The organism is Marinomonas piezotolerans, from assembly GCF_003362755.1.
In the GTDB taxonomy this organism is placed as follows: domain Bacteria; phylum Pseudomonadota; class Gammaproteobacteria; order Pseudomonadales; family Marinomonadaceae; genus Marinomonas; species Marinomonas piezotolerans.
Window position 1 is genome coordinate 382,923 of the sequence record NZ_QKRA01000001.1, and the last position, 18,320, is coordinate 401,242.

The window sequence follows — 18,320 nt, forward strand, 5'->3', positions numbered from 1 at the left end:
AGGGGCTAATGCCCCTTTTTTGTTGTTTGGAGTTGCTAGCTATGATCCCGAAAAGATCTTACTTATTGAATGCTACTTACGAATGGGTAGCAGATAATGAAATGACCCCATATTTGTTGGTAGACGCAGAGTTCCCTGGTGCAATTGTACCGCGAGAGTTCGTGAACGATGGCAAGATCGTCCTAAATATTAGTATGAGTGCTGTGCGTCAATTACATATGGATAAGGAAGGTGTTTCGTTTGAGGCGCGTTTTAGTGGCAAGCCTATGCAGGTCTTTGTGCCTATAGGGGCAGCCATGGCGCTTTACGCGAAAGAAAATGGCGATGGACTATCGTTCCCCGCAGAAGAATTTGACATGCCGCCGGAGCCTGATGAGCCAAAGACTCCGGAGCCAAAAAAAGGGTTTACTTTAAAAGTCGTGAAATAGTCCTTTAATCATCATAGCCAAATAGCTGTCGTTCAAGTAGATCAACCAAAGTGTGAACGACAGTGGTTTGGCACTCTTGTACCCGCGCTGTGCCTTTCAGGTTAATTTTAATCTCGGTGTCATCTTGCGAAGTAAGCGAAGAGACATTCTTGGCGTCAGGTGTTGTCAGCGCAACAATATTCATTTTACGCTCATGTGCGGCCTGAATAGCTTGGATAATTGGGGATGTATTTCCTTTGTTTGCTACGACGAATAGGACATCGCCAGGATTGCCCAGTGCCGTAATCTGTTTCGAAAAAACGTCGTGATAGCTATCATTGTGTGTAATCGCTAGCAGTGCATTACCGTTACTAGTTAACGAAATAGAAGGTAGTCCCGGACGCTCGCGGTCCATACGATCAGCCAGCAGAGTGCTGAAGTATTGGGATATGTATGCTCCTGTCCCATTGCCAACTGCAATCACTTTGCCGCCGCTCGCAATGCTATTAAATAATACTTTAGAAGCGTGCTCGATAAACGGAGGCAAGCTCTCAAGAGCATACTGCTGTGATTCAAAGCACTGCGCGAATTGAGTATATATAGCTTCTTGATAATCCATAGTGGTCACTTTAATTATACTGCTGGTAGCCAGGAGATATTCTCCTCTAGCAATGCGCCGTCTATAGCGACCACATCGATTTGAAATTGGCTACCAGATAAATGGTGTTTCATTAACCAGTACTGCGCCGTCTTTAGGCAACGCATATACTTGTGCTGTGTGATGCTTTCGGCTGCTTTTCCGCGGGATGCATTGGCCCGATATCGAACTTCCACAAATACATAGGCTCCGGGCTTCTGCATGATTAAATCAACTTCGCCAGCCCTCGAATGAAAGTTGCGTTCGATCGGGCGATATCCATGTTTGATTAAAAATGCCTCTGCGAGAGCTTCTGCTTTTTGGCCGTCAGTACGCTTCTGATTCCCTGTATTCTTGCTTCGCATCGACAAGAGCTCCTTTCTTGTACGTTAGGATATTAGGGCGTCGATTGAAGATTCCTTCTTCATTTAATGTAATGATGCCCGTCTTAGCTGACAGTTTTGCAGAGCGTACCAATGTAAACAATGGCAAGCGGCTTGCAATTAAATAGCTGTCATTACCTAGCGCGTTTAAACGCTGTAATACGTAAGGTGAATTAGTCTTGCTAGGCTGTTGGCTTAACGCAGGAACTTCGGTAAAAATGATTCGCTCTATGTCTTCATTTTTCGTGTTACTACTTGGTTTTCCATCATGCAGCGTTTGTGACGCCAGCATCGGAATATCATTAGCGAAGTAAAAATCTATTAGTGGACGAATTTGTTTCGCATTGTCCATCTTGCCAACGTAATACACGTAGTCTAAGTCTTGACGTGCGCGCGAAGTCGTTTCTATAGACTGGCCAGTCCATTGGGCGACAGAGCTAATGCGCGCCTCACTTTCGTCTATCTGTAGCAGTGACTTGATCGCCCGCTGGCGACCGAGCGGCGTATCCTCATAAGACAGACTTTCTAATACAGGTGTATCTGAATCTTCCGCTAATCGTTGAAACTGATCGCTTTGGCGCAACGCCCAAGTGTCTTGAATGGCTAAAATAGCAGACGTAACGGCGCCTTCTTGCTTAGCAAATGACATTAACTCCCTTATATCATCATCAACATTGAGCGAAAAATGGTATAGGTTTTGATGCGCTTGCATTGTATCCAATTGGTTTAACGCAATGGTCGGAATGTCAGTAACGAGGCTGGGTAGTCGTGCAACATTCTGTTTGCGTAGCGGGCCAATAATAATTTCTGCCTCAGTATCAAGGGCTGTTTGATAGGCTTCCGAAAAGTCTTCGTACTGATCTGTATCGATGATGTCTATACGTGGGCGTTTACCAGTATTGGTGTAATATTGTCTCAGCATACCATCAAGAATGGCACTAGAAGCCGTTTGTAACTCCTTACTCATTGGTAAAAGTATGGCAAATGCGTTTGGCAATTGGTCATCAAGCGATGCCATGATTTTAAAATCTGCTGGCGGATTAATGCTTGCAGGATGAGAGGGGTTGTTTACTTGCCAGCGGTTAAATTGCTGCAATTGCTGATCGACATTCAAATCTTGGTTGCGCAATATGCGTGAAATCTCAAGCCAGCCGGGCAGCAAAGGCAAATTTGTTGTCTTAAGGTAGCTTAGTTCATTATCAGTCAAGTTTTGTACCGCACTCCAAAGCAGCATTTCATTTTCTGGTTGCGCAGTAGGGGGGAGAATTGTGCTCAGCTTTACTCGATTACGGACAACACTCGGCCAAATTTCCAATGTCGTCATCACTTCAGCATGAGTGGTCAACAGGTTAATGCGGTTTTGTGGTAATTCCGCTACTGGAAGCTCCCTCGCTTGACTGAGCGCTTGAATAGCGAGCAAAGGCGAGTTTTGTGCAGCACTGACACGGCTATAAAGTAATAGTCCATCGAAGCGATCATTAAAGTCCACGTTGATAACGTGATCTTCTAATAATTGCTGAGCCTGAGAATAGGACTGCGCAACTGCTTTTAGCTTTGCTGCATGTAAATAGAATGGGGCAGCTAAAGCTTCGGTTGGCTGTTGCTCGGCCTGCCAGATTGCATATTCTACAGGGTTATCAGTGGGGGCGTCCGATCGCTCAATGACGCTTACCTCCGCCTGATTCTCCACTGGCATGTTAGTTTCGATAGTGCCGCACCCGATTAGCGACAACGTAACGATTGAAAGTGGTATGATACGTGATCTTAACAAACTCATATGCTCGCGATACTAAAGCCCAAAAGAGGAAACATGGTAACACAGACTGATAATGATGTGAGAGGAACCTTCTACATCGTGGCTACCCCGATCGGCAATCTTGATGATATCAGCGAACGGGCTAAAAAAGTGTTAGCCAATGCTGACTTTATTGCTGCTGAAGACACTCGACACAGCAAGCGATTATTGAATCATTTCGCAATTGATACCAAGTTATTTGCGTTGCATGATCATAACGAACGCGATAAAGCCTCTTATATAGCATCGCTTTTAAACGACGGTAAAAATGTCGCGTTGATCTCTGATGCGGGTACACCGCTTATTTCAGACCCAGGCTACCACGTGGTCAATTTCCTGCGGCAGGAAGCCCATAATATCGTGCCTGTCCCTGGTCCATCGGCATTAATTACCGCCTTGTGTGCTTCAGGTTTGCCTACCGACCGTTTTAGTTTTGTCGGCTTTTTGCCAGCGAAAAGTAAATCCCGGCGGGATGAAATGTCCAGTTGGTTACCAAGCTTAGGAACTGTCGTTTTTTATGAATCCACGCATCGTATTTTAGACTGTTTAGCAGACTTAGAAGTGGTTTGGGGGGAGTCGGTTCAGGTGGCTTTGGCACGTGAATTAACAAAAACGTTTGAGACCTTTTTATCGGGCTCAGTTTCAGACATTAAGCAGATTTTAGAAGACGATAGTAATCAAACCCGTGGTGAGTTCGTGATGATGGTGTCATTACCAGAAGACGAAAAAGACAATAGCGAAGCTTTAAAAATACTTAAAATTTTGCTCAAGGAGTTGCCTTTGAAACAAGCCGCCGCGTTGGCTGCTGAGATTACGGGCGAGAAGAAAAATGCCTTATACAAACAGGCGCTTGCGATGCATGAAGAGTAGCGACCAAATCGCTGACTCGGTATTTCAGAGTTTACAGCGACGTTGAAATCCGTATACTGACGTTCAACTTGTCGGAGTGCCTTAATTGGCTGAGATCGCATTTTAATGCGGGATCCGCAGAACCTGATCAGGCTAATACCTGCGAAGGGAACAAGAAAGAACCTTTTCTTTTCTGCTGAATACAACGCTGTTTCGTCTTCACGAACTTGAGACGTCTCTCAACAGCAACACATGTAAGCATGTGTTCTCCTGACAAGCATTTTTTCCGAAATATCTATATGGGAATCTGCTAATGTCGAATGTAACACCTAAGCCAAATAAAAAGTCTCGCGAAGCATCACGTCTTGAAGCAAAAGCATTCATCGAATCGTTGCAAGCGACTCCTTTTCCATCGTCCGAACGCATCTATGTACAAGGCTCAGATGCATCCATACAAGTGCCAATGCGTCAGATTAATCTAACGGATACAGCAATCGGCTCCGATCCAGAAAATCTAACGTTCGAGCCAAACGAACCAATCTACGTTTACGACACAGCAGGTCCATACGCGGACCCAGCCGAGAACATTGACGTGCATTCAGGGCTTAAAGCACTGCGTCAGAAATGGATCGAAGACCGCAATGATACAGAAGTACTCGAAAGCGTGAGTTCAAACTTTGCACAAGAGCGTCTTGCAAACAATGAATTAGACGAGCTGCGCTTTAAACAGCTGCCAACGGTACGCAAAGCGCAGGTAGGTCAATGTGTCACACAAATGCACTATGCTCGACAAGGCATTATCACGCCTGAAATGGAATACATTGCCATCCGAGAAAACCAGAATCTACAAGCAATTAAAAGTGAACTGCTACTAAAACAACATCCAGGCCAAAGCTTCGGTGCGAATTTACAAACAGAAATTACGCCAGAGTTTGTGCGTAAAGAAGTGGCGGAAGGCCGAGCGATCATCCCCGCCAACATCAATCATCCAGAATCTGAGCCAATGATCATTGGTCGCAACTTCCTTGTAAAGGTTAATGCCAACATCGGTAACTCAGCGGTCACCTCGTCTATTGAGGAAGAGGTAGAGAAATTGGTGTGGTCGACGCGCTGGGGTGCGGACACCGTGATGGACTTATCGACCGGTAAAAACATTCATGAAACGCGTGAATGGATCTTACGTAACTCGCCAGTGCCAATCGGAACCGTACCGATTTACCAAGCCTTAGAAAAAGTGGATGGCGTCGCGGAAGATCTAAACTGGGAAGTGTTCCGCGATACCCTGATCGAACAGGCTGAGCAGGGCGTTGATTACTTCACTATTCACTGCGGCGTGTTACTACGTTACGTACCTATGACAGCGAAACGCTTAACCGGTATCGTGTCGCGCGGTGGCTCCATCATGGCAAAATGGTGTCTCGCGCATCACGAAGAAAACTTCCTATACACGCGCTTCAAAGAAATCTGTGACATCTGTGCCGCATATGATGTGTCTCTATCCTTAGGCGATGGTCTGCGTCCAGGCTCTATCATGGATGCCAACGACGAAGCACAATTGTCTGAGTTGCGCACACTCGGTGAGCTGACGAAAATCGCGTGGGATTGCGATGTTCAGGTGATGATTGAAGGCCCAGGACACGTACCGATGCAGCTGATTAAAGAGAACATGGATCTGCAACTTGAGCATTGTCATGAAGCACCGTTTTACACGCTTGGACCTTTGACACAAGACATTGCCCCTGGCTACGACCACATCACCTCTGGCATCGGTGCAGCGCAAATCGGATGGTACGGTTGTGCCATGCTGTGCTACGTGACACCAAAAGAGCACCTTGGTTTGCCAAACAAAGAAGACGTGAAAGAAGGTTTGATTACCTACAAAATTGCCGCTCACGCAGCGGATTTGGCCAAAGGGCATCCTGGCGCTCAGATACGTGATAATGCATTGTCTAAAGCGCGTTTTGAATTCCGTTGGGAAGATCAATTTAACTTATCTCTTGATCCTCAAACTGCTCGAGCTTACCACGATGAAACGTTGCCACAAGCATCGGGCAAAGTGGCGCATTTCTGCTCAATGTGTGGCCCTAAATTTTGTTCGATGAAGATCACTCAAGAAGTACGTGATTACGCAGCGGGTCTTGAGAAAATCGACGCCGTAGATGTCACCGCAGAAGAAGGCATGCAACAAATGTCCGAGCAGTTTAAAGAGCTGGGTAGTGATGTTTATCTAACAACCGATAAACTGGCACCGAGGAGCAACACAGCGGAAAAAGTGGAGACCGAACAGTAAATGACCAAAACAGATGTTAAAACTATCGCGTTTAGTGACGCTGACTTTAAATCATCTGTTTTGGACAGTGCTCGACACCTAGGGTGTCGAGTGCTTCACTCCACAACGGATGACGTTCAGATTGAGCCTAGTAATGAGAAGCTAAGTCTGATTACCCAAACGGAGACTTGGCACTTTACCACTGCGCTAAAGGTATCGAACACGGTTTATCAAGCCGTTTGTCAAGGTAATCAAGTATCCGTGAAGGGCTTGCAAAATGAGCGCATTTCTCACTTTCAAGCCGACAATCTGGTAGAAATCAATCAAAACGATCTGGCCGTCGCATTGGCGTGTTTTATCGAGCGAGGTTACGAACATTTAGATGCCATGACGTTGGCGCTAGCGTGGCTGACCCAACAAGCTCGCGGAGCTGGAGCAGAATGGCCCACGGATCGTCGTTGGTTTCCAACGACCTCGTTCGAAGATGATCATCAGCTTGCCGATGACAGTGCGTTTGCTCCTATTCGAAAAGAGCTATTTACTTTGTATCCTGTCGTCGACAGCATCGAATGGCTTACTTTGGTATTAGAGCAAGGTGTCACCACCGCTCAACTTCGTGTTAAAGATGCCAACGACAAGAACCTGAAGACAAAAATCCAGCAAGCCATCGCCCTAGGGCAAGAGTATGGTGCGCAGGTTTTTATCAACGATTATTGGCAACTTGCAATTGAGCTAGGTGCATATGGTGTACATCTTGGTCAAGAAGATATCGAAGTTGCGGATTTGACCACCATTCAGAAAGCAGGGCTGCGCTTAGGTATCAGCACGCACGGCTACTTTGAAATCATGCGAGCTTTTAATATCAAACCAAGTTACATCGCTCTCGGCCATATTTTCCCGACTGTGACAAAAGACATGCCATCTCAGCCCCAAGGCCTTACCCGTCTCGAGAAATATGTAAAGCTGATTGATGGCGCTCATCCGACGGTCGCCATTGGTGGTATTAATGCCGAACGTTTGCCTACTGTGAAGGCTACCGATGTGGATTCAGTGGCGCTAGTGACGGCCATCACCCGTGCGGATGATCCGAAAGCTGCTACAAGATCATTACTCAAAGCCGTTCAGCAAGGAGCATGCAATGCAGTTGTCTGTTAATGATGAATTGATCCAGTCCGAGCACAACTTATTGGGCGATCTGATTGAGACCGTCGTGCCCCGTGAACAACGCGTTGCGGTCGCGGTTAACCAACAAATCGTTCCGCGTAGCCAATGGTCAAAGCACGTTCTTAAAGACAATGACCGTATTGATATCTTCGAATCCATAGCGGGAGGCTAATATGCCACTTACGATTGCAGATCACACATTTTCCTCGCGTTTATTTACAGGGACGGGCAAATACGCCAACCACCAGCAAATGATTGCCTCGATTCTTTCGAGCGGTAGTGAAATGACGACCTTGTCACTGCGCCGGATGGATTTGAAAAGCGGCACGGATAACATCCTCAAACCACTGCAAAAACTAGGGGTAAAGCTACTTCCGAATACCTCTGGCGCGCGCGATGCTAAAGAAGCGATCTATGCTGCGCAACTTGCTCAAGAAGCGCTTGAAACCAATTGGGTCAAGGTGGAAATTCACCCTGACCCGCGGTACCTCATGCCTGATCCAATCGAGACGTTAAAAGCGGTCGAAGAGCTTGTGCGTCTTGGCTTTGTGGTGATGCCGTACATCCACGCCGACCCCGTGTTGTGCAAGCGCCTAGAAGAAGTGGGCGCTCAATGTGTGATGCCGTTAGGTGCGCCGATTGGCTCCAACCAAGGCTTAGCCTCAAAGCCATTCCTCGACATTATCATCGAGCAGAGTAATGTTCCTGTGATTGTCGATGCAGGCATTGGTGCGCCGTCCCATGCTGCTGCCGCGTTAGAGGCGGGTGCGGATGCGGTATTAGTGAACACAGCGATGGCGGTAGCAAGTCACCCTGAAACAATGGGCAAGGCCTTTAAATTGGCGGTCGAAGCAGGGCGCATGGCGTATGAATCAGGCGCAGGGCAAGTGCAGCACACCGCGCAAGCATCAAGCCCATTCACTGAGTTCCTTAAGGAGCTATCATGATTGGCACCGTGCGAGTGTTGCATCAAAGCCCAGCCGTAGCGGGGCAATTTAGCTCAGAGCTAGAGTCTCTGGATTGGGAAGCCGCCACGTCTCAGCATGTTGAGGCCACCGAGGCAGATGTGCGTCGTGCGCTGGCCAAGCCAAAACGAGACATTAACGATTTTGTTGCATTAATTTCTCCCGCGGCTAAGCCTTTCCTAAATGACATGCTGAAGCAAAGTGAACGGCTAACACAACAGCGCTTTGGCAATACTGTGAGCTTATTTGCGCCGTTGTATTTGTCTAATACTTGTGCCAACGAATGTACGTACTGCGGTTTTTCAATGAGTAATGCAATCAAGCGTTTGACGTTGGATGAGCAGCAGGTGCAGCGTGAGATTCAAGCGATCAAAAAGAAAGGCTTCGATCATATTTTGCTGGTGACGGGCGAGACAAAAAAAGTCTCCATGCCATATTTTGAGCGCATGTTGCCGCTATTTAAACCGGCTTTTAGTCAGCTCTCCATGGAAGTACAGCCTTTAGAGCAAGATGACTACGCTCAACTAAAAGAGTTAGGGCTAGATGGCGTTTTGGTGTACCAAGAAACCTATCGCCGCAGTACCTATCTTGAGCATCACTTACGCGGTAACAAATCAGATTTCAACCACCGTCTGGATGCGCCTGATCGTATCGGACAAGCCAAGGTCCACAAAATTGGTTTGGGCGTATTGCTTGGCCTTGACGATTGGCGTACCGATTCGATCATGATGGCGTATCATCTACGACATTTGCAAAAACGCTATTGGCGCTCACGCTTTAGCGTGGCTTTTCCTCGTATTCGCCCGTGTGCGGGGGGGATTCAGCCAAAGTCTGTGATTTCTGACCTTGAGCTGGTGCAACTGATCGCTGCGTGGCGGCTTTTCGATGCGGATTTAGAGATGAGCCTCTCAACGCGAGAATCCGCTGAGTTTCGAAACCACGCCGCCCGTATGGGCTTCACTACCATGAGCGCGGAATCCAAAACCCAACCAGGTGGTTACGCCGACGACGCCCAAGAAGCGCTAGAGCAATTTGAAGTAAGTGATGAGCGTAGCGTCGTTGAAATTGCCAACGCTATACGGGCCCAAGGCCGCGAAGTCGTGTGGAAAGACTGGGACATCTCCTTAAACCTTACTTAACTCAGTGCCTAGTGGGACAACATCCGCACGAGGCATCGAATTTTCTCTGTGGGTGTTGATTGAATCGCTGACAAGGTTGTAAACCTAGACGACTCGAAGAAACTGTCTATTTTTAATGGATTGATACCTATCCTCGAATACCTTCGAACCAAGCACCAGCCAGTGACATTAGAAATTTGATGTTTGATCACTGGATAGCAATGTAATCTGGACGCTATGTAATGTTGTAATGCCACGTCTATGAGGGTTGCAAAATGGATAATCCGAATGAAATATTTCACCAACTTAAGGAGATCCTAACTCCATACTCAAACGGTATGATTGTTGTCACGGACCAACCAGATAATTTTTACTTAAACACGCATTATGTCATGAAGAATGGCAAGCCAATGTATTTTGGCTCAGTCAAAGTAAACAAAAAATATGTCAGTTTTCACCTTATGCCTATCTATGTGTTTCCAGAGTTATTGGAAACCCTAACACCAGAATTGAAAAACCGTATGCAAGGTAAATCCTGCTTCAATTTTAAAGCGATGGATGCCAAACTCTTTAATGAACTTAAGAAATAACATTAGCAGGTTATGGAAGCTATCAGAAAGCAGGTTACTTGTAGTGTTGGCGGGTCGCATAACAAAAATTAGCTGCTTGCTGCTCAGGCTAGGGTTCTAACTCATGAGCAGTAATATGAAATGCAGGGCTCTGAATTCATTGCATGTCACTTTTAGTATTCGGAGGAGGTTTTAATGCCTGATCAATTTGGCTCTTGTTTATGCGGCGCTGTGTGTTTCGAGGTGAAAGGCGATTTTGAGAGTTTTTACTTGTGTCACTGTCGGCACTGCCAAAAAGATACAGGATCGGCACATGCGGCAAACCTATTCTCACATTCTGCTACATTGGTCTGGAAGTCTGGAGCGGATGCAGTGACTTCCTTCACACTCCCAGACACTCGCCATACAAAAAGCTTTTGCAAATTGTGTGGCTCAGCGCTACCAATTATTGAGTCTGAGGGGCTGCTCGTGGTGCCAGCCGGCTGTTTGGACACAGAAGTTTCATTGGCACCAACTGCTCACATTTTTGCCTCGAGCAAGGCTCTTTGGGAAGCAGAGATGGATGACGTACCTGAGTTCGACCTGCTACCTAAGTAAAGAAAAGTCAGACTCGAAGTGAGGTTATTAAACCTTAATGATCTAACGCCATCTTAGCCATTTTCAGGGTGTTTTCGAATGAGGCACAACCTGCGATGAACAAACCATTGTGGCAGAACATCGCATCATCTAAGCCTGTGATGTTTTGGAGGTCTTTATCCGAAAGGCCTGCCCAAGGTGCGGGAAGCTTTTTGCGGTCTTCAAAGGAGCCAAGTTCAATAGGTACGGTCTGTACGCGCCATGCGCCAGTTTCCGACGGGTAGACTACAAATAACGCATCTTGAGATAAGTTGAGCACCGTGGTTTTCCAAGGCGTGTATTGCTCCAGAATAACCACTCTTGGATCTTCTGCTTTTCTTATGGCATCGGCGACCAAGCTTTTTGCATTCACACCACCGTTAGCAGCGGCGATGAATCGTGCTAAAACCCGTGATGCGAAGGCAATGGCCTCGTCAAAACATGCGTCAAAATCGGGTTCCTCTTCCCAAGTTGGGTTAAACATAGAGATGGTTTGGCTAAGGCTAACGCCAGTGATAGGGCCTTTTACATGACCACAATCGATGGCGTCGATGGCAGAAACTAAGTTTTTGTCTAACGAGTCTGCGACTTCTTGATTGCCTGCACATATTTCTAGGCCGTATTTTTGCCACATCAGGCCAAAAGATGAAAATGGAATGCCGTTTCCGCGACTACCAGCGCCGCCTCGTTGATGATGATCAAAACGACCTTGGTCTGCATCGTATACACCGCCTACATCGAGCACGATATCGGCCGTGGCGATTACGTTTAGATCACGTGTGCGTATGATTTTTGCGGACGGGAAAAGCTGTTTAAGTGCTGCGACCGCAAATACGTCGTCTGCGTGAAAGCTACCGTTGTGCGTCGCGATCACTGGAGTCTTTTCTATCATTCTACCTTCTCTTTTTTCTTGGTGTAACGTCACAGCACAGATGTACTTAGCGCCAGAATTCTACGGGTTTTTTGGGGTCGGTAACACCGTTCTTTTTCACAGAGTATTGGCGTGAGTGGTTTGGTAAGGTACGATGCGCCGGAAATGAAACACTAGCATGACCCCAGCGAAAGGGCTCTGCTTATCATCACCCCCCTAAATCGCACGTAATGAGATGAGATTTACAAATGACCAAATTTGATACAAGAGTTGAAGAGTTGATCGCTAAGCATCCTAATCTAACCAAAGATGAAGCGATCAAAATCGTTACCGAAAAAAATGAGCGTAAGAAACAAAAACGTAATGCAAGAGCCAATAAAGGCGGTGTGAGTAAAGATTAACAGCTTAAGTTTGCAGAAGTTGGCTCTAGCACTTTACTAGCGATATATAGGGCATGGGTAGGGCAGAATGATATCGCCTTCCCATAGCCAATAGAACCAAGTCTAAACTGTCTCAGATGATCCAGCATTCTATTAACTCGGATCAAAAAAGACATTTTCATCGCAGCTTAGAGCCTAATAGAAGTTCTATGCTTGGATTTGATTCCTGCCTAGTTGTTTTGCACGATACATTTTTCGATCTATCTCAACCAAGACACTTTCTAAAGAATGCTCATTGGTAAATTCTGATAGGCCAAGACTAACTGTAACATTAATTTGCAAAGGAAAGTCATGTGTGTGGATGGCTGAGAATACCTTTTCGGCCATGTTCAGAGCCATATGTTTGTCTGTATTAGGGCAAACGATAACAAATTCTTCTCCTCCCCAGCGCCCTAACGTGTCGGTATTGCGAATCGTAGCTTCGACGATCTGCGCAAGATGTATGAGCACCTGATCTCCCATTTCGTGGCCATGCGAGTCATTAACTCGTTTGAAGTGATCTATATCGAACATCAGTACGCTAAATGGTTGATGGGTACTTTGATAGCGACTGACTTCAGTTTGCAATACTTCCATCATTTTTCGACGATTGGCGATTGATGTTAGCTGATCTGTATGGGAAATCGTGCTGAGCTGAGCGTTTTTGTCTTTTAATTCAATGTTCATTTGAACTAGCGCTTTTTCAGTAAGCTTCTCAATTGCTTCGGATATTTTACCTATTTCGTTATTTGGAAATACATATTTTCCTAGTTCATCTTTGCCTTCCGTAATTTCCTGCACTCTTTGCTGTAGCTTTCGCAAGGGCAAGATTAGGTGACTACTCAATATGTAACTCATTAACCAAGTGGTAAGAAGCGTTCCTATGACGATCATCAATACAGTCGCAATGATGGTATCTATGATCGGGTGGCGAATATCAGCAAAATTAACTTCCGTGACGACTATCCACCCTAACTCATCAATGCGATTGAAGTGGGCTAATTTTTGTTGGTCTTCATCATCATAGGAAAGGCTGCCTGACGTATTAATTGCTTTTGGTATATGAGAAATAATTTTTTTGTTAACCGTATCAGGAAGCGCTTCATCTGGGTGAATAAGGATCTTTCCTTCAGTATCCATGACGAAGTTGTAGATGGTAGGGTACTTTTCATCTTTAACGGCGAGCGCTTCGACTATGGCATCCATCCCTGCGTCTATGGAAATAACGCCGATAACATTCATATTCGTATCTAATAGTGTTTTGCCAAAGGAAACTAACCATTCTTTTGAGTTAATGTCTTGATAAGGAACGCCATCAGATATGCGGGGAGAAGATTCTATTGCCGCTTGATACCAAGGACGAATAACAGCATTGTAGTCTGCAGGCGGCGTGTAATGGTTAATCAACAATGATCCATCCTCGTACCCAGAAAAGATGTAATGGATGTTTGGGATGGTTTTTTGCAGTATCTCAAAGAGGCTCAGGATCTCTTCTTTTGTGCCTTGCTCTCGATAATGGGTATGGTCAACTCCTGACTCAGGGCTGCCAGAGTACTTAACCGCTTTGCGAAGTGGTGCAACGTATCCTTCTATCAAAGCGGTGACGGACCTATTCTTGTTGCGAAGCACTGATTCAGCGTTGTCTATGCCTTGTGTATACAGAAGTGACGCAATGGAAACGCTGATGATAACAATGATTATGAAAGCTAAAGCGGTTGTGATGGAGAAAATTTGGTGGTGTAGCTTTGAAAACTTTTTCATACTAAATGAGATCAATTGTTATCGGCGTTGGATATAAAGTGCTATTGAGAATAATTTTCAATAGCAAACGTTCAATCTTTTCAAACCATGCTTAGAATGTCTACCTATATTTAGCGCGTAATATAGCGATTGCTAACAATCCCTCCTCAATCAGGAAATTCGCGGAAACGTCGCGAATCCTTGGCTGTAACTTTACAAAATTGCTTACGTACATTGAGTAACGTTAAGGCAAGTTGTCACATGCGGAAAAGAACATTTTCAGAGCGTAGTAATATGTAACGTTTTATTAAAATCGGCCTAGATTTTTATGTTATCAATGCGGCCAGTGCTATGCTTTTTTCTAGGAAAGTACCGCGCCTGACGCATAAAAATGATTGTTTCTGTATACCTATGTTGATTGGGGTAGGTTAGAAAAAATCAAAATAATGAATGTAAGAAGTTTGTTGATCTCTAATTATAAGATTCTTCATGCTTTATCGGCTGATTTTCCGATCATACTTCTATTGATTGTCTTAGGTGAATGGAAGTGTTAGCTAATTATTCGCTCTAGTTTGAACTTCGGAGAAAAATATGTGTAGAACATTTTTTCGTAACACATTCCCATTGCTTATTTCTTTTTTGATGCTGTCTCTTTTGGGTTCGGCCAATGCTGCGCCTATCAAGGATTCTCATGTCAAAATATATATTTCAAGTCTTCCGTATCTTTACACATCTCATGCAGTAAACGGCTCTTTGTTGAGGCCTGCTAACAATGAGCGTGGGTGGGAATACTATATGGCAACATCTCACTCGAAAATTAGTGATACGGTTTATGAGTTTAAACTAAGAAAAGGCGTTAAGTTCCAAGACGGTACCGCGTTTAATGCGGATGCCGTAATGGAAAATATGAAATACTTTAAGAAAAAGCCATTTCTTTTTAGCAAAATTAATACAGTATATGATCGAACGGAGAAAATCGACGACTATACCGTAAGATTTCATTTGAAGGAAAAGTATGGGACGTTTCTAAACGACGTTATTTGGATTCAATTTTATACTAAAAAATATCTCGAGAAATTTGGTTGGAATGGAAAAGCGACATGCCCGAACCTTGCCGAAGCAGGACCATATGGGTTAGGTCCATATATTTTAAGTGAAGGGTATATCGAAGGAGATAGAAAAACAGACAAGGCGGTCTTTAAAGTCAATCCTTATTACTTTGATAAGGATTTAGCAAAAGTCGAGACATTCACTGTTTACACCAAGCTTGATCCTGATCTTGCTTTATCTGATGTCGTTGATTCTGAAGGTTTCTTAGACATAATGCCGATCCCGTTTTCAGATGTAGACTTAGTTCGATCATCTCCATACGCTAAATTGGTTACCGGCCCATCCACAGATAATATAGCCATTCATATTAATATGGTTAATGGTAATGAGAAATTGAAAGACAAAAATGTTCGTCTTGCTTTAAATCGGGCTATCGACCAGAGACAGCTACTAGACTACGCATTTTCCGGGTACGGCCAAATTAAACCAACATTAGCATCGCCTAACTTTCCTGGTGTTAAAGAGGCAGTGAAAAACTTAAAAGCCTATTCCGAAGTTGAGCCACCAAAAGAGATACGTCAGGAATTAAAAAGTATTTTACAGGGACTAGAACTTAAAGTACTAACACAGGATAAGTTCATGTTTATTTGGCGCTCTATTGATCGAGACTTGCGCAAGGTGGGTGTAAAACTGGACTTTGAAATCGTCGATGAGACAACGATCTTTGGGCAAGTGTTATCTACCAATGGTGGTAAGAACACAAAAGCATGGGATCTGATTGTATGGGGGGATGATGATTGGTACTTCAATCACCCTTGGGCAGCAACGTTTGTTTATCAGCCCAACAGTGTATGGAGCACTATGCCTGCCGACCCTCAAATGGGCAAATACATTGACGCAATGTTTAAGGAAGCGGCCAATACCCCACAATTCACCGAAGTGATGACAAAAATGATTAATCATGTTTACAAAAATGCGTACATGCTTGTAGTGCCAGCGCCTGACAAGGTCGTTGCTGTGAATAAAAAAGTCTCGTATAGCCCTTTACCAATGGCGTCTTTGCCTTTGTGGGACATTGAAGTAAGCGCTGACCATTGGTCTGTAAGGCAATAAAAGAATGAGTAGACATTTGCTCAAGTATTAAAAAATTCATTTTTAGAGATGACAATATGAAAAGTAGATTAAAACTTAGAAGCCAGTTGTTGCTCATATTTTCTTTAATTGGGATTCTTCCAGTAGCAATTGTTGCTTCTATAGCATTATTGAAATCGGGCTCAGCATTGAATGACTATGTTTTTAAAAACCTTGTCAGTTCAAGGGATATTAAGGCTAGTCAAATTGAAGGCTATCTTGAAAGTGCAGATAAAGATATCGCTATTCTATCCAATAGTAGAGATATACAAGAACTATTCCGTGCACTACAAGTTTATCAAGAGCTAGAAGAAGTCATAACTGAAAATGATGTGTTTGGTGTTAGTAATATTGACTATGAGGGAATTTGGGAAGAAAAAAGTGAAAACCTATTAAAGTATGTAGAGGTCCTTGGATATAGAGATTTATTACTACTTTCAGCTGATAAAGGCCACATTATATATAGTGTGAAAAAAGGACCCGAATTAGGTACAAATGTTAAGGTAAATTTTGATGAAAAAAATCCAATTTCATCATTATGGAAAAAGGTATTAGATACGAAAGGTACTGCGTTTCAAGACTTTACACCATACGTCTATAGAGATAATAGCCCAAGATTTTTTATCGGTGCTCCAGTGCTTAATTTGCGTGGGGATGTGGTATCCGTCGTAGTATTAGAGCTATCTGGAGAGGTCATTCAAGGCATTATGTCTCAGCGTTCGGGGCTCGGAGAAACAGGAGAAACGTACCTCGTGGGTAATGACAACTTAATGCGTTCTGATTCCTATCTGGATAGCGAACGATACTCTGTCGATGCCGCTTTCTTAAACCAAGATAACAAAGCAAGAAGCCTTGCGATTAACACTGCGCTAGCTGGTGAATCAGGATCGCGACTCATGGACAATTATTTAGGACGCGAGGTGTTGTCTGCCTATGCTCCAATAGAGTTTAAAGGGACGACTTGGGCGATCATCGCTGAAAAATCTCGTGATGAAGCATTTGCCGCGGTGAGTGCGATAACATGGGTGATCATACTTTCTATCCTAGTAACCGCTGCCATTATTGTTGCTGTGGGCATTGTGCTAAGTCGATCTATTACCAGTCCAATTCTAAAAATGACGGATATGGTTAATCAATTGGCGACCGGTAACGTTCGTAACAGAACGAATATTCAACGTTCTGATGAACTTGGTGATATGGCATCCTCGCTGGATCGTTTTGCAGAAGAGTTGGACACTGTTTTTGTGGGTAGCTTAGAAAGAATATCAGAAGGTGATTTAACGAGCAGTCTGAAATCAAACGGTGAGCAAGACGTCATAACGAATGCTTTGATAAAAACAAATTCCGACCTGAAAAGTATTGTTACGGATATTACGGACTACACCAACAGCATTGTAGAGCAAAGCAACAAAGTGATGCTTTCCAGTGAAACAATACTTTCTAACACTGCAAGTTCTGAAGAGTCGATACAGTCGATTTCTGCGGCAATAGTTGAAGTCAATGAACAAGTTAAGATTACGGCGACGACTGCTAAACAGGCTGATGACCTTGGCCAAAAAGCAAAAGATTCAGCAACAATTGGTAGCGACCTTGTCGGCAAAACCGTGTCGGCTATGAATGATATCAGAGAGGCCAGTAGCAATATTTCTTCTATTCTTTCTGCAATAGAAGACATTGCAAATCAAACGAATTTGCTCGCCCTAAACGCAGCGATTGAGGCCGCTAGGGCTGGGGAATCGGGCAGAGGCTTTGCTGTCGTTGCAGATGAAGTTCGGGCCTTGGCTGCACAAAGTACGAAAGCGGCCAATGAGACAGCGAAGTTGATTGAAGTTGTCGTTGAGAAGACCCAATTAGGAGCAGAAGTGTCTGGAAATTCGTCTGAGAGCCTTAAAGAAATCGTAGAGTCGATTGAAGAAGTTTGTGAATTGATGGGCAGTATAGCCGTCGCCTCTGATGAGCAGGCCCGAACCATTGACGATACGAGCAATAACCTTAATCGTATTGCCGCTAAAAACGTCGAAACGACATCTGAAGCGAAAGAGGGTGCTGGAACCTCTCAACAATTAACAGAAATGTCGCATGGTCTTAAAGGTATTGTCGAGAAATTTGTAATTAGCTCAGACCGTCAGTTATAAATCTGCTTTGACTAGTTAAGACAGCAGTTTGAGTGTGAATAAAAGCCACTTCCCTAATCGAAGGGAAGTGGCTTTTTATTTTGATCAATTAAGTGGTTTTAGAAGTTTCAAATGGCAAGAAAATCGAAGTGAAGGAGGGTACTTTGTTTCATTCGAATTAGTTACATACAATAAGCAGAGAAATCAGTTTGCTGCGATGGGAG

The 18,320-nt window shown here is 44.4% G+C and carries 17 protein-coding genes and 1 riboswitch; of the genes, 12 read left to right on the top strand and 5 right to left on the bottom strand.

Annotation, left to right across the window (positions count from 1 at the left end; all coding sequences use genetic code 11):
- Positions 1 to 41 precede the first annotated feature (41 nt).
- Positions 42 to 428 carry a ClpXP protease specificity-enhancing factor gene (locus DN730_RS01735; RefSeq protein ID WP_115466383.1) on the top strand — a complete coding sequence of 129 codons (387 nt, stop codon included), beginning with the start codon at positions 42 to 44 and terminating at the stop codon, positions 426 to 428.
- A gap of 4 nt (positions 429 to 432) precedes the next feature.
- On the opposite strand, the gene DN730_RS01740 is transcribed toward DN730_RS01735, so the two are convergent.
- From DN730_RS01740 to DN730_RS01750, 3 genes are read right to left on the bottom strand one after another with little or no spacing between them, the layout of a single operon-like run.
- Positions 433 to 1,026, bottom strand: coding sequence for an SIS domain-containing protein (locus DN730_RS01740; protein WP_115466384.1), 594 nt, complete (start codon positions 1,024 to 1,026; stop codon positions 433 to 435).
- A gap of 14 nt (positions 1,027 to 1,040) precedes the next feature.
- Positions 1,041 to 1,409 (bottom strand): YraN family protein, encoded by a 369-nt coding sequence (locus tag DN730_RS01745; RefSeq protein WP_115466385.1) that lies wholly within the window; start codon positions 1,407 to 1,409, stop codon positions 1,041 to 1,043.
- Positions 1,372 to 3,204: a penicillin-binding protein activator gene (locus tag DN730_RS01750; protein ID WP_115466386.1), complete on the bottom strand. Its 1,833-nt coding sequence runs from the start codon at positions 3,202 to 3,204 to the stop codon at positions 1,372 to 1,374. Before DN730_RS01750 ends, DN730_RS01745 begins: the two co-directional genes overlap by 38 nt.
- 33 nt (positions 3,205 to 3,237) lie before the next feature.
- Between DN730_RS01750 and rsmI the strand changes: the two genes are divergently transcribed.
- The 8 genes from rsmI (at position 3,238) to DN730_RS01790 (ending at position 10,753) form a co-directional block, all read left to right on the top strand.
- Positions 3,238 to 4,092: a 16S rRNA (cytidine(1402)-2'-O)-methyltransferase gene (gene rsmI / locus DN730_RS01755; RefSeq protein WP_115466387.1), complete on the top strand. Its 855-nt coding sequence runs from the start codon at positions 3,238 to 3,240 to the stop codon at positions 4,090 to 4,092.
- A 62-nt stretch (positions 4,093 to 4,154) separates the two neighbouring features.
- Positions 4,155 to 4,259: riboswitch (TPP riboswitch) on the top strand.
- Positions 4,260 to 4,384: 125 nt separating this feature from the next.
- Complete coding sequence (thiC, locus tag DN730_RS01760; RefSeq protein WP_115466388.1) at positions 4,385 to 6,361, top strand: phosphomethylpyrimidine synthase ThiC; 1,977 nt, start codon at positions 4,385 to 4,387, stop codon at positions 6,359 to 6,361.
- Entirely contained in the window at positions 6,362 to 7,495 is a 1,134-nt protein-coding gene (thiE, locus tag DN730_RS01765; RefSeq protein WP_115466389.1) for a thiamine phosphate synthase, read from the top strand.
- On the top strand, positions 7,479 to 7,676 hold the full coding sequence (thiS, locus tag DN730_RS01770; protein ID WP_158541161.1) for a sulfur carrier protein ThiS: 198 nt from the start codon (positions 7,479 to 7,481) through the stop codon (positions 7,674 to 7,676). The genes thiE and thiS overlap by 17 nt, the downstream gene beginning before the upstream one ends.
- Position 7,677: 1 nt before the next feature.
- Positions 7,678 to 8,451, top strand: a complete 774-nt coding sequence (locus DN730_RS01775) for a thiazole synthase (RefSeq protein WP_115466391.1) — start codon at positions 7,678 to 7,680, stop codon at positions 8,449 to 8,451.
- Entirely contained in the window at positions 8,448 to 9,608 is a 1,161-nt protein-coding gene (gene thiH, locus DN730_RS01780; protein WP_115466392.1) for a 2-iminoacetate synthase ThiH, read from the top strand. The genes DN730_RS01775 and thiH overlap by 4 nt, the downstream gene beginning before the upstream one ends.
- A gap of 254 nt (positions 9,609 to 9,862) precedes the next feature.
- The gene (locus DN730_RS01785) at positions 9,863 to 10,177 is read left to right on the top strand and encodes a hypothetical protein (RefSeq protein WP_211313807.1); all 315 of its coding nucleotides are present in this window, start codon (positions 9,863 to 9,865) and stop codon (positions 10,175 to 10,177) included.
- Positions 10,178 to 10,351: 174 nt separating this feature from the next.
- Positions 10,352 to 10,753, top strand: coding sequence for a GFA family protein (locus tag DN730_RS01790; protein WP_115466393.1), 402 nt, complete (start codon positions 10,352 to 10,354; stop codon positions 10,751 to 10,753).
- A 34-nt stretch (positions 10,754 to 10,787) separates the two neighbouring features.
- Here DN730_RS01790 and DN730_RS01795 read toward each other — a convergent pair whose 3' ends face one another.
- Positions 10,788 to 11,663, bottom strand: a complete 876-nt coding sequence (locus DN730_RS01795; protein WP_115466394.1) for an MYG1 family protein — start codon at positions 11,661 to 11,663, stop codon at positions 10,788 to 10,790.
- Positions 11,664 to 11,890: 227 nt separating this feature from the next.
- Here DN730_RS01795 and DN730_RS19120 point away from each other — a divergent pair, with 227 nt between their 5' ends.
- A complete protein-coding gene (locus DN730_RS19120; RefSeq protein ID WP_170139002.1) occupies positions 11,891 to 12,043 on the top strand; it encodes a hypothetical protein in 153 nt (50 codons plus the stop codon).
- Positions 12,044 to 12,229: 186 nt separating this feature from the next.
- Here the strand turns inward: DN730_RS19120 and DN730_RS01800 are convergent, their stop codons facing one another.
- Positions 12,230 to 13,822 (bottom strand): sensor domain-containing diguanylate cyclase, encoded by a 1,593-nt coding sequence (locus tag DN730_RS01800; RefSeq protein WP_115466395.1) that lies wholly within the window; start codon positions 13,820 to 13,822, stop codon positions 12,230 to 12,232.
- 570 nt (positions 13,823 to 14,392) lie between these two features.
- On the opposite strand from DN730_RS01800, the gene DN730_RS01805 reads away from it, so the two are divergent.
- Complete coding sequence (locus DN730_RS01805) at positions 14,393 to 15,964, top strand: ABC transporter substrate-binding protein (RefSeq protein WP_211313808.1); 1,572 nt, start codon at positions 14,393 to 14,395, stop codon at positions 15,962 to 15,964.
- A gap of 56 nt (positions 15,965 to 16,020) precedes the next feature.
- On the top strand, positions 16,021 to 18,117 hold the full coding sequence (locus DN730_RS01810) for a methyl-accepting chemotaxis protein (protein ID WP_115466396.1): 2,097 nt from the start codon (positions 16,021 to 16,023) through the stop codon (positions 18,115 to 18,117).
- Positions 18,118 to 18,320 lie beyond the last annotated feature (203 nt).

Coding starts and splice junctions, on each gene's coding strand:
- DN730_RS01735 (WP_115466383.1), top strand. CDS start 42: ATGATCCCGAAAAGATCTTACTTATTGAATGCTACTTACGAATGGGTA.
- DN730_RS01740 (WP_115466384.1), bottom strand. CDS start 1,026: ATGGATTATCAAGAAGCTATATATACTCAATTCGCGCAGTGCTTTGAA.
- DN730_RS01745 (WP_115466385.1), bottom strand. CDS start 1,409: ATGCGAAGCAAGAATACAGGGAATCAGAAGCGTACTGACGGCCAAAAA.
- DN730_RS01750 (WP_115466386.1), bottom strand. CDS start 3,204: ATGAGTTTGTTAAGATCACGTATCATACCACTTTCAATCGTTACGTTG.
- rsmI (WP_115466387.1), top strand. CDS start 3,238: ATGGTAACACAGACTGATAATGATGTGAGAGGAACCTTCTACATCGTG.
- thiC (WP_115466388.1), top strand. CDS start 4,385: ATGTCGAATGTAACACCTAAGCCAAATAAAAAGTCTCGCGAAGCATCA.
- thiE (WP_115466389.1), top strand. CDS start 6,362: ATGACCAAAACAGATGTTAAAACTATCGCGTTTAGTGACGCTGACTTT.
- thiS (WP_158541161.1), top strand. CDS start 7,479: ATGCAGTTGTCTGTTAATGATGAATTGATCCAGTCCGAGCACAACTTA.
- DN730_RS01775 (WP_115466391.1), top strand. CDS start 7,678: ATGCCACTTACGATTGCAGATCACACATTTTCCTCGCGTTTATTTACA.
- thiH (WP_115466392.1), top strand. CDS start 8,448: ATGATTGGCACCGTGCGAGTGTTGCATCAAAGCCCAGCCGTAGCGGGG.
- DN730_RS01785 (WP_211313807.1), top strand. CDS start 9,863: ATGGATAATCCGAATGAAATATTTCACCAACTTAAGGAGATCCTAACT.
- DN730_RS01790 (WP_115466393.1), top strand. CDS start 10,352: ATGCCTGATCAATTTGGCTCTTGTTTATGCGGCGCTGTGTGTTTCGAG.
- DN730_RS01795 (WP_115466394.1), bottom strand. CDS start 11,663: ATGATAGAAAAGACTCCAGTGATCGCGACGCACAACGGTAGCTTTCAC.
- DN730_RS19120 (WP_170139002.1), top strand. CDS start 11,891: ATGACCAAATTTGATACAAGAGTTGAAGAGTTGATCGCTAAGCATCCT.
- DN730_RS01800 (WP_115466395.1), bottom strand. CDS start 13,822: ATGAAAAAGTTTTCAAAGCTACACCACCAAATTTTCTCCATCACAACC.
- DN730_RS01805 (WP_211313808.1), top strand. CDS start 14,393: ATGTGTAGAACATTTTTTCGTAACACATTCCCATTGCTTATTTCTTTT.
- DN730_RS01810 (WP_115466396.1), top strand. CDS start 16,021: ATGAAAAGTAGATTAAAACTTAGAAGCCAGTTGTTGCTCATATTTTCT.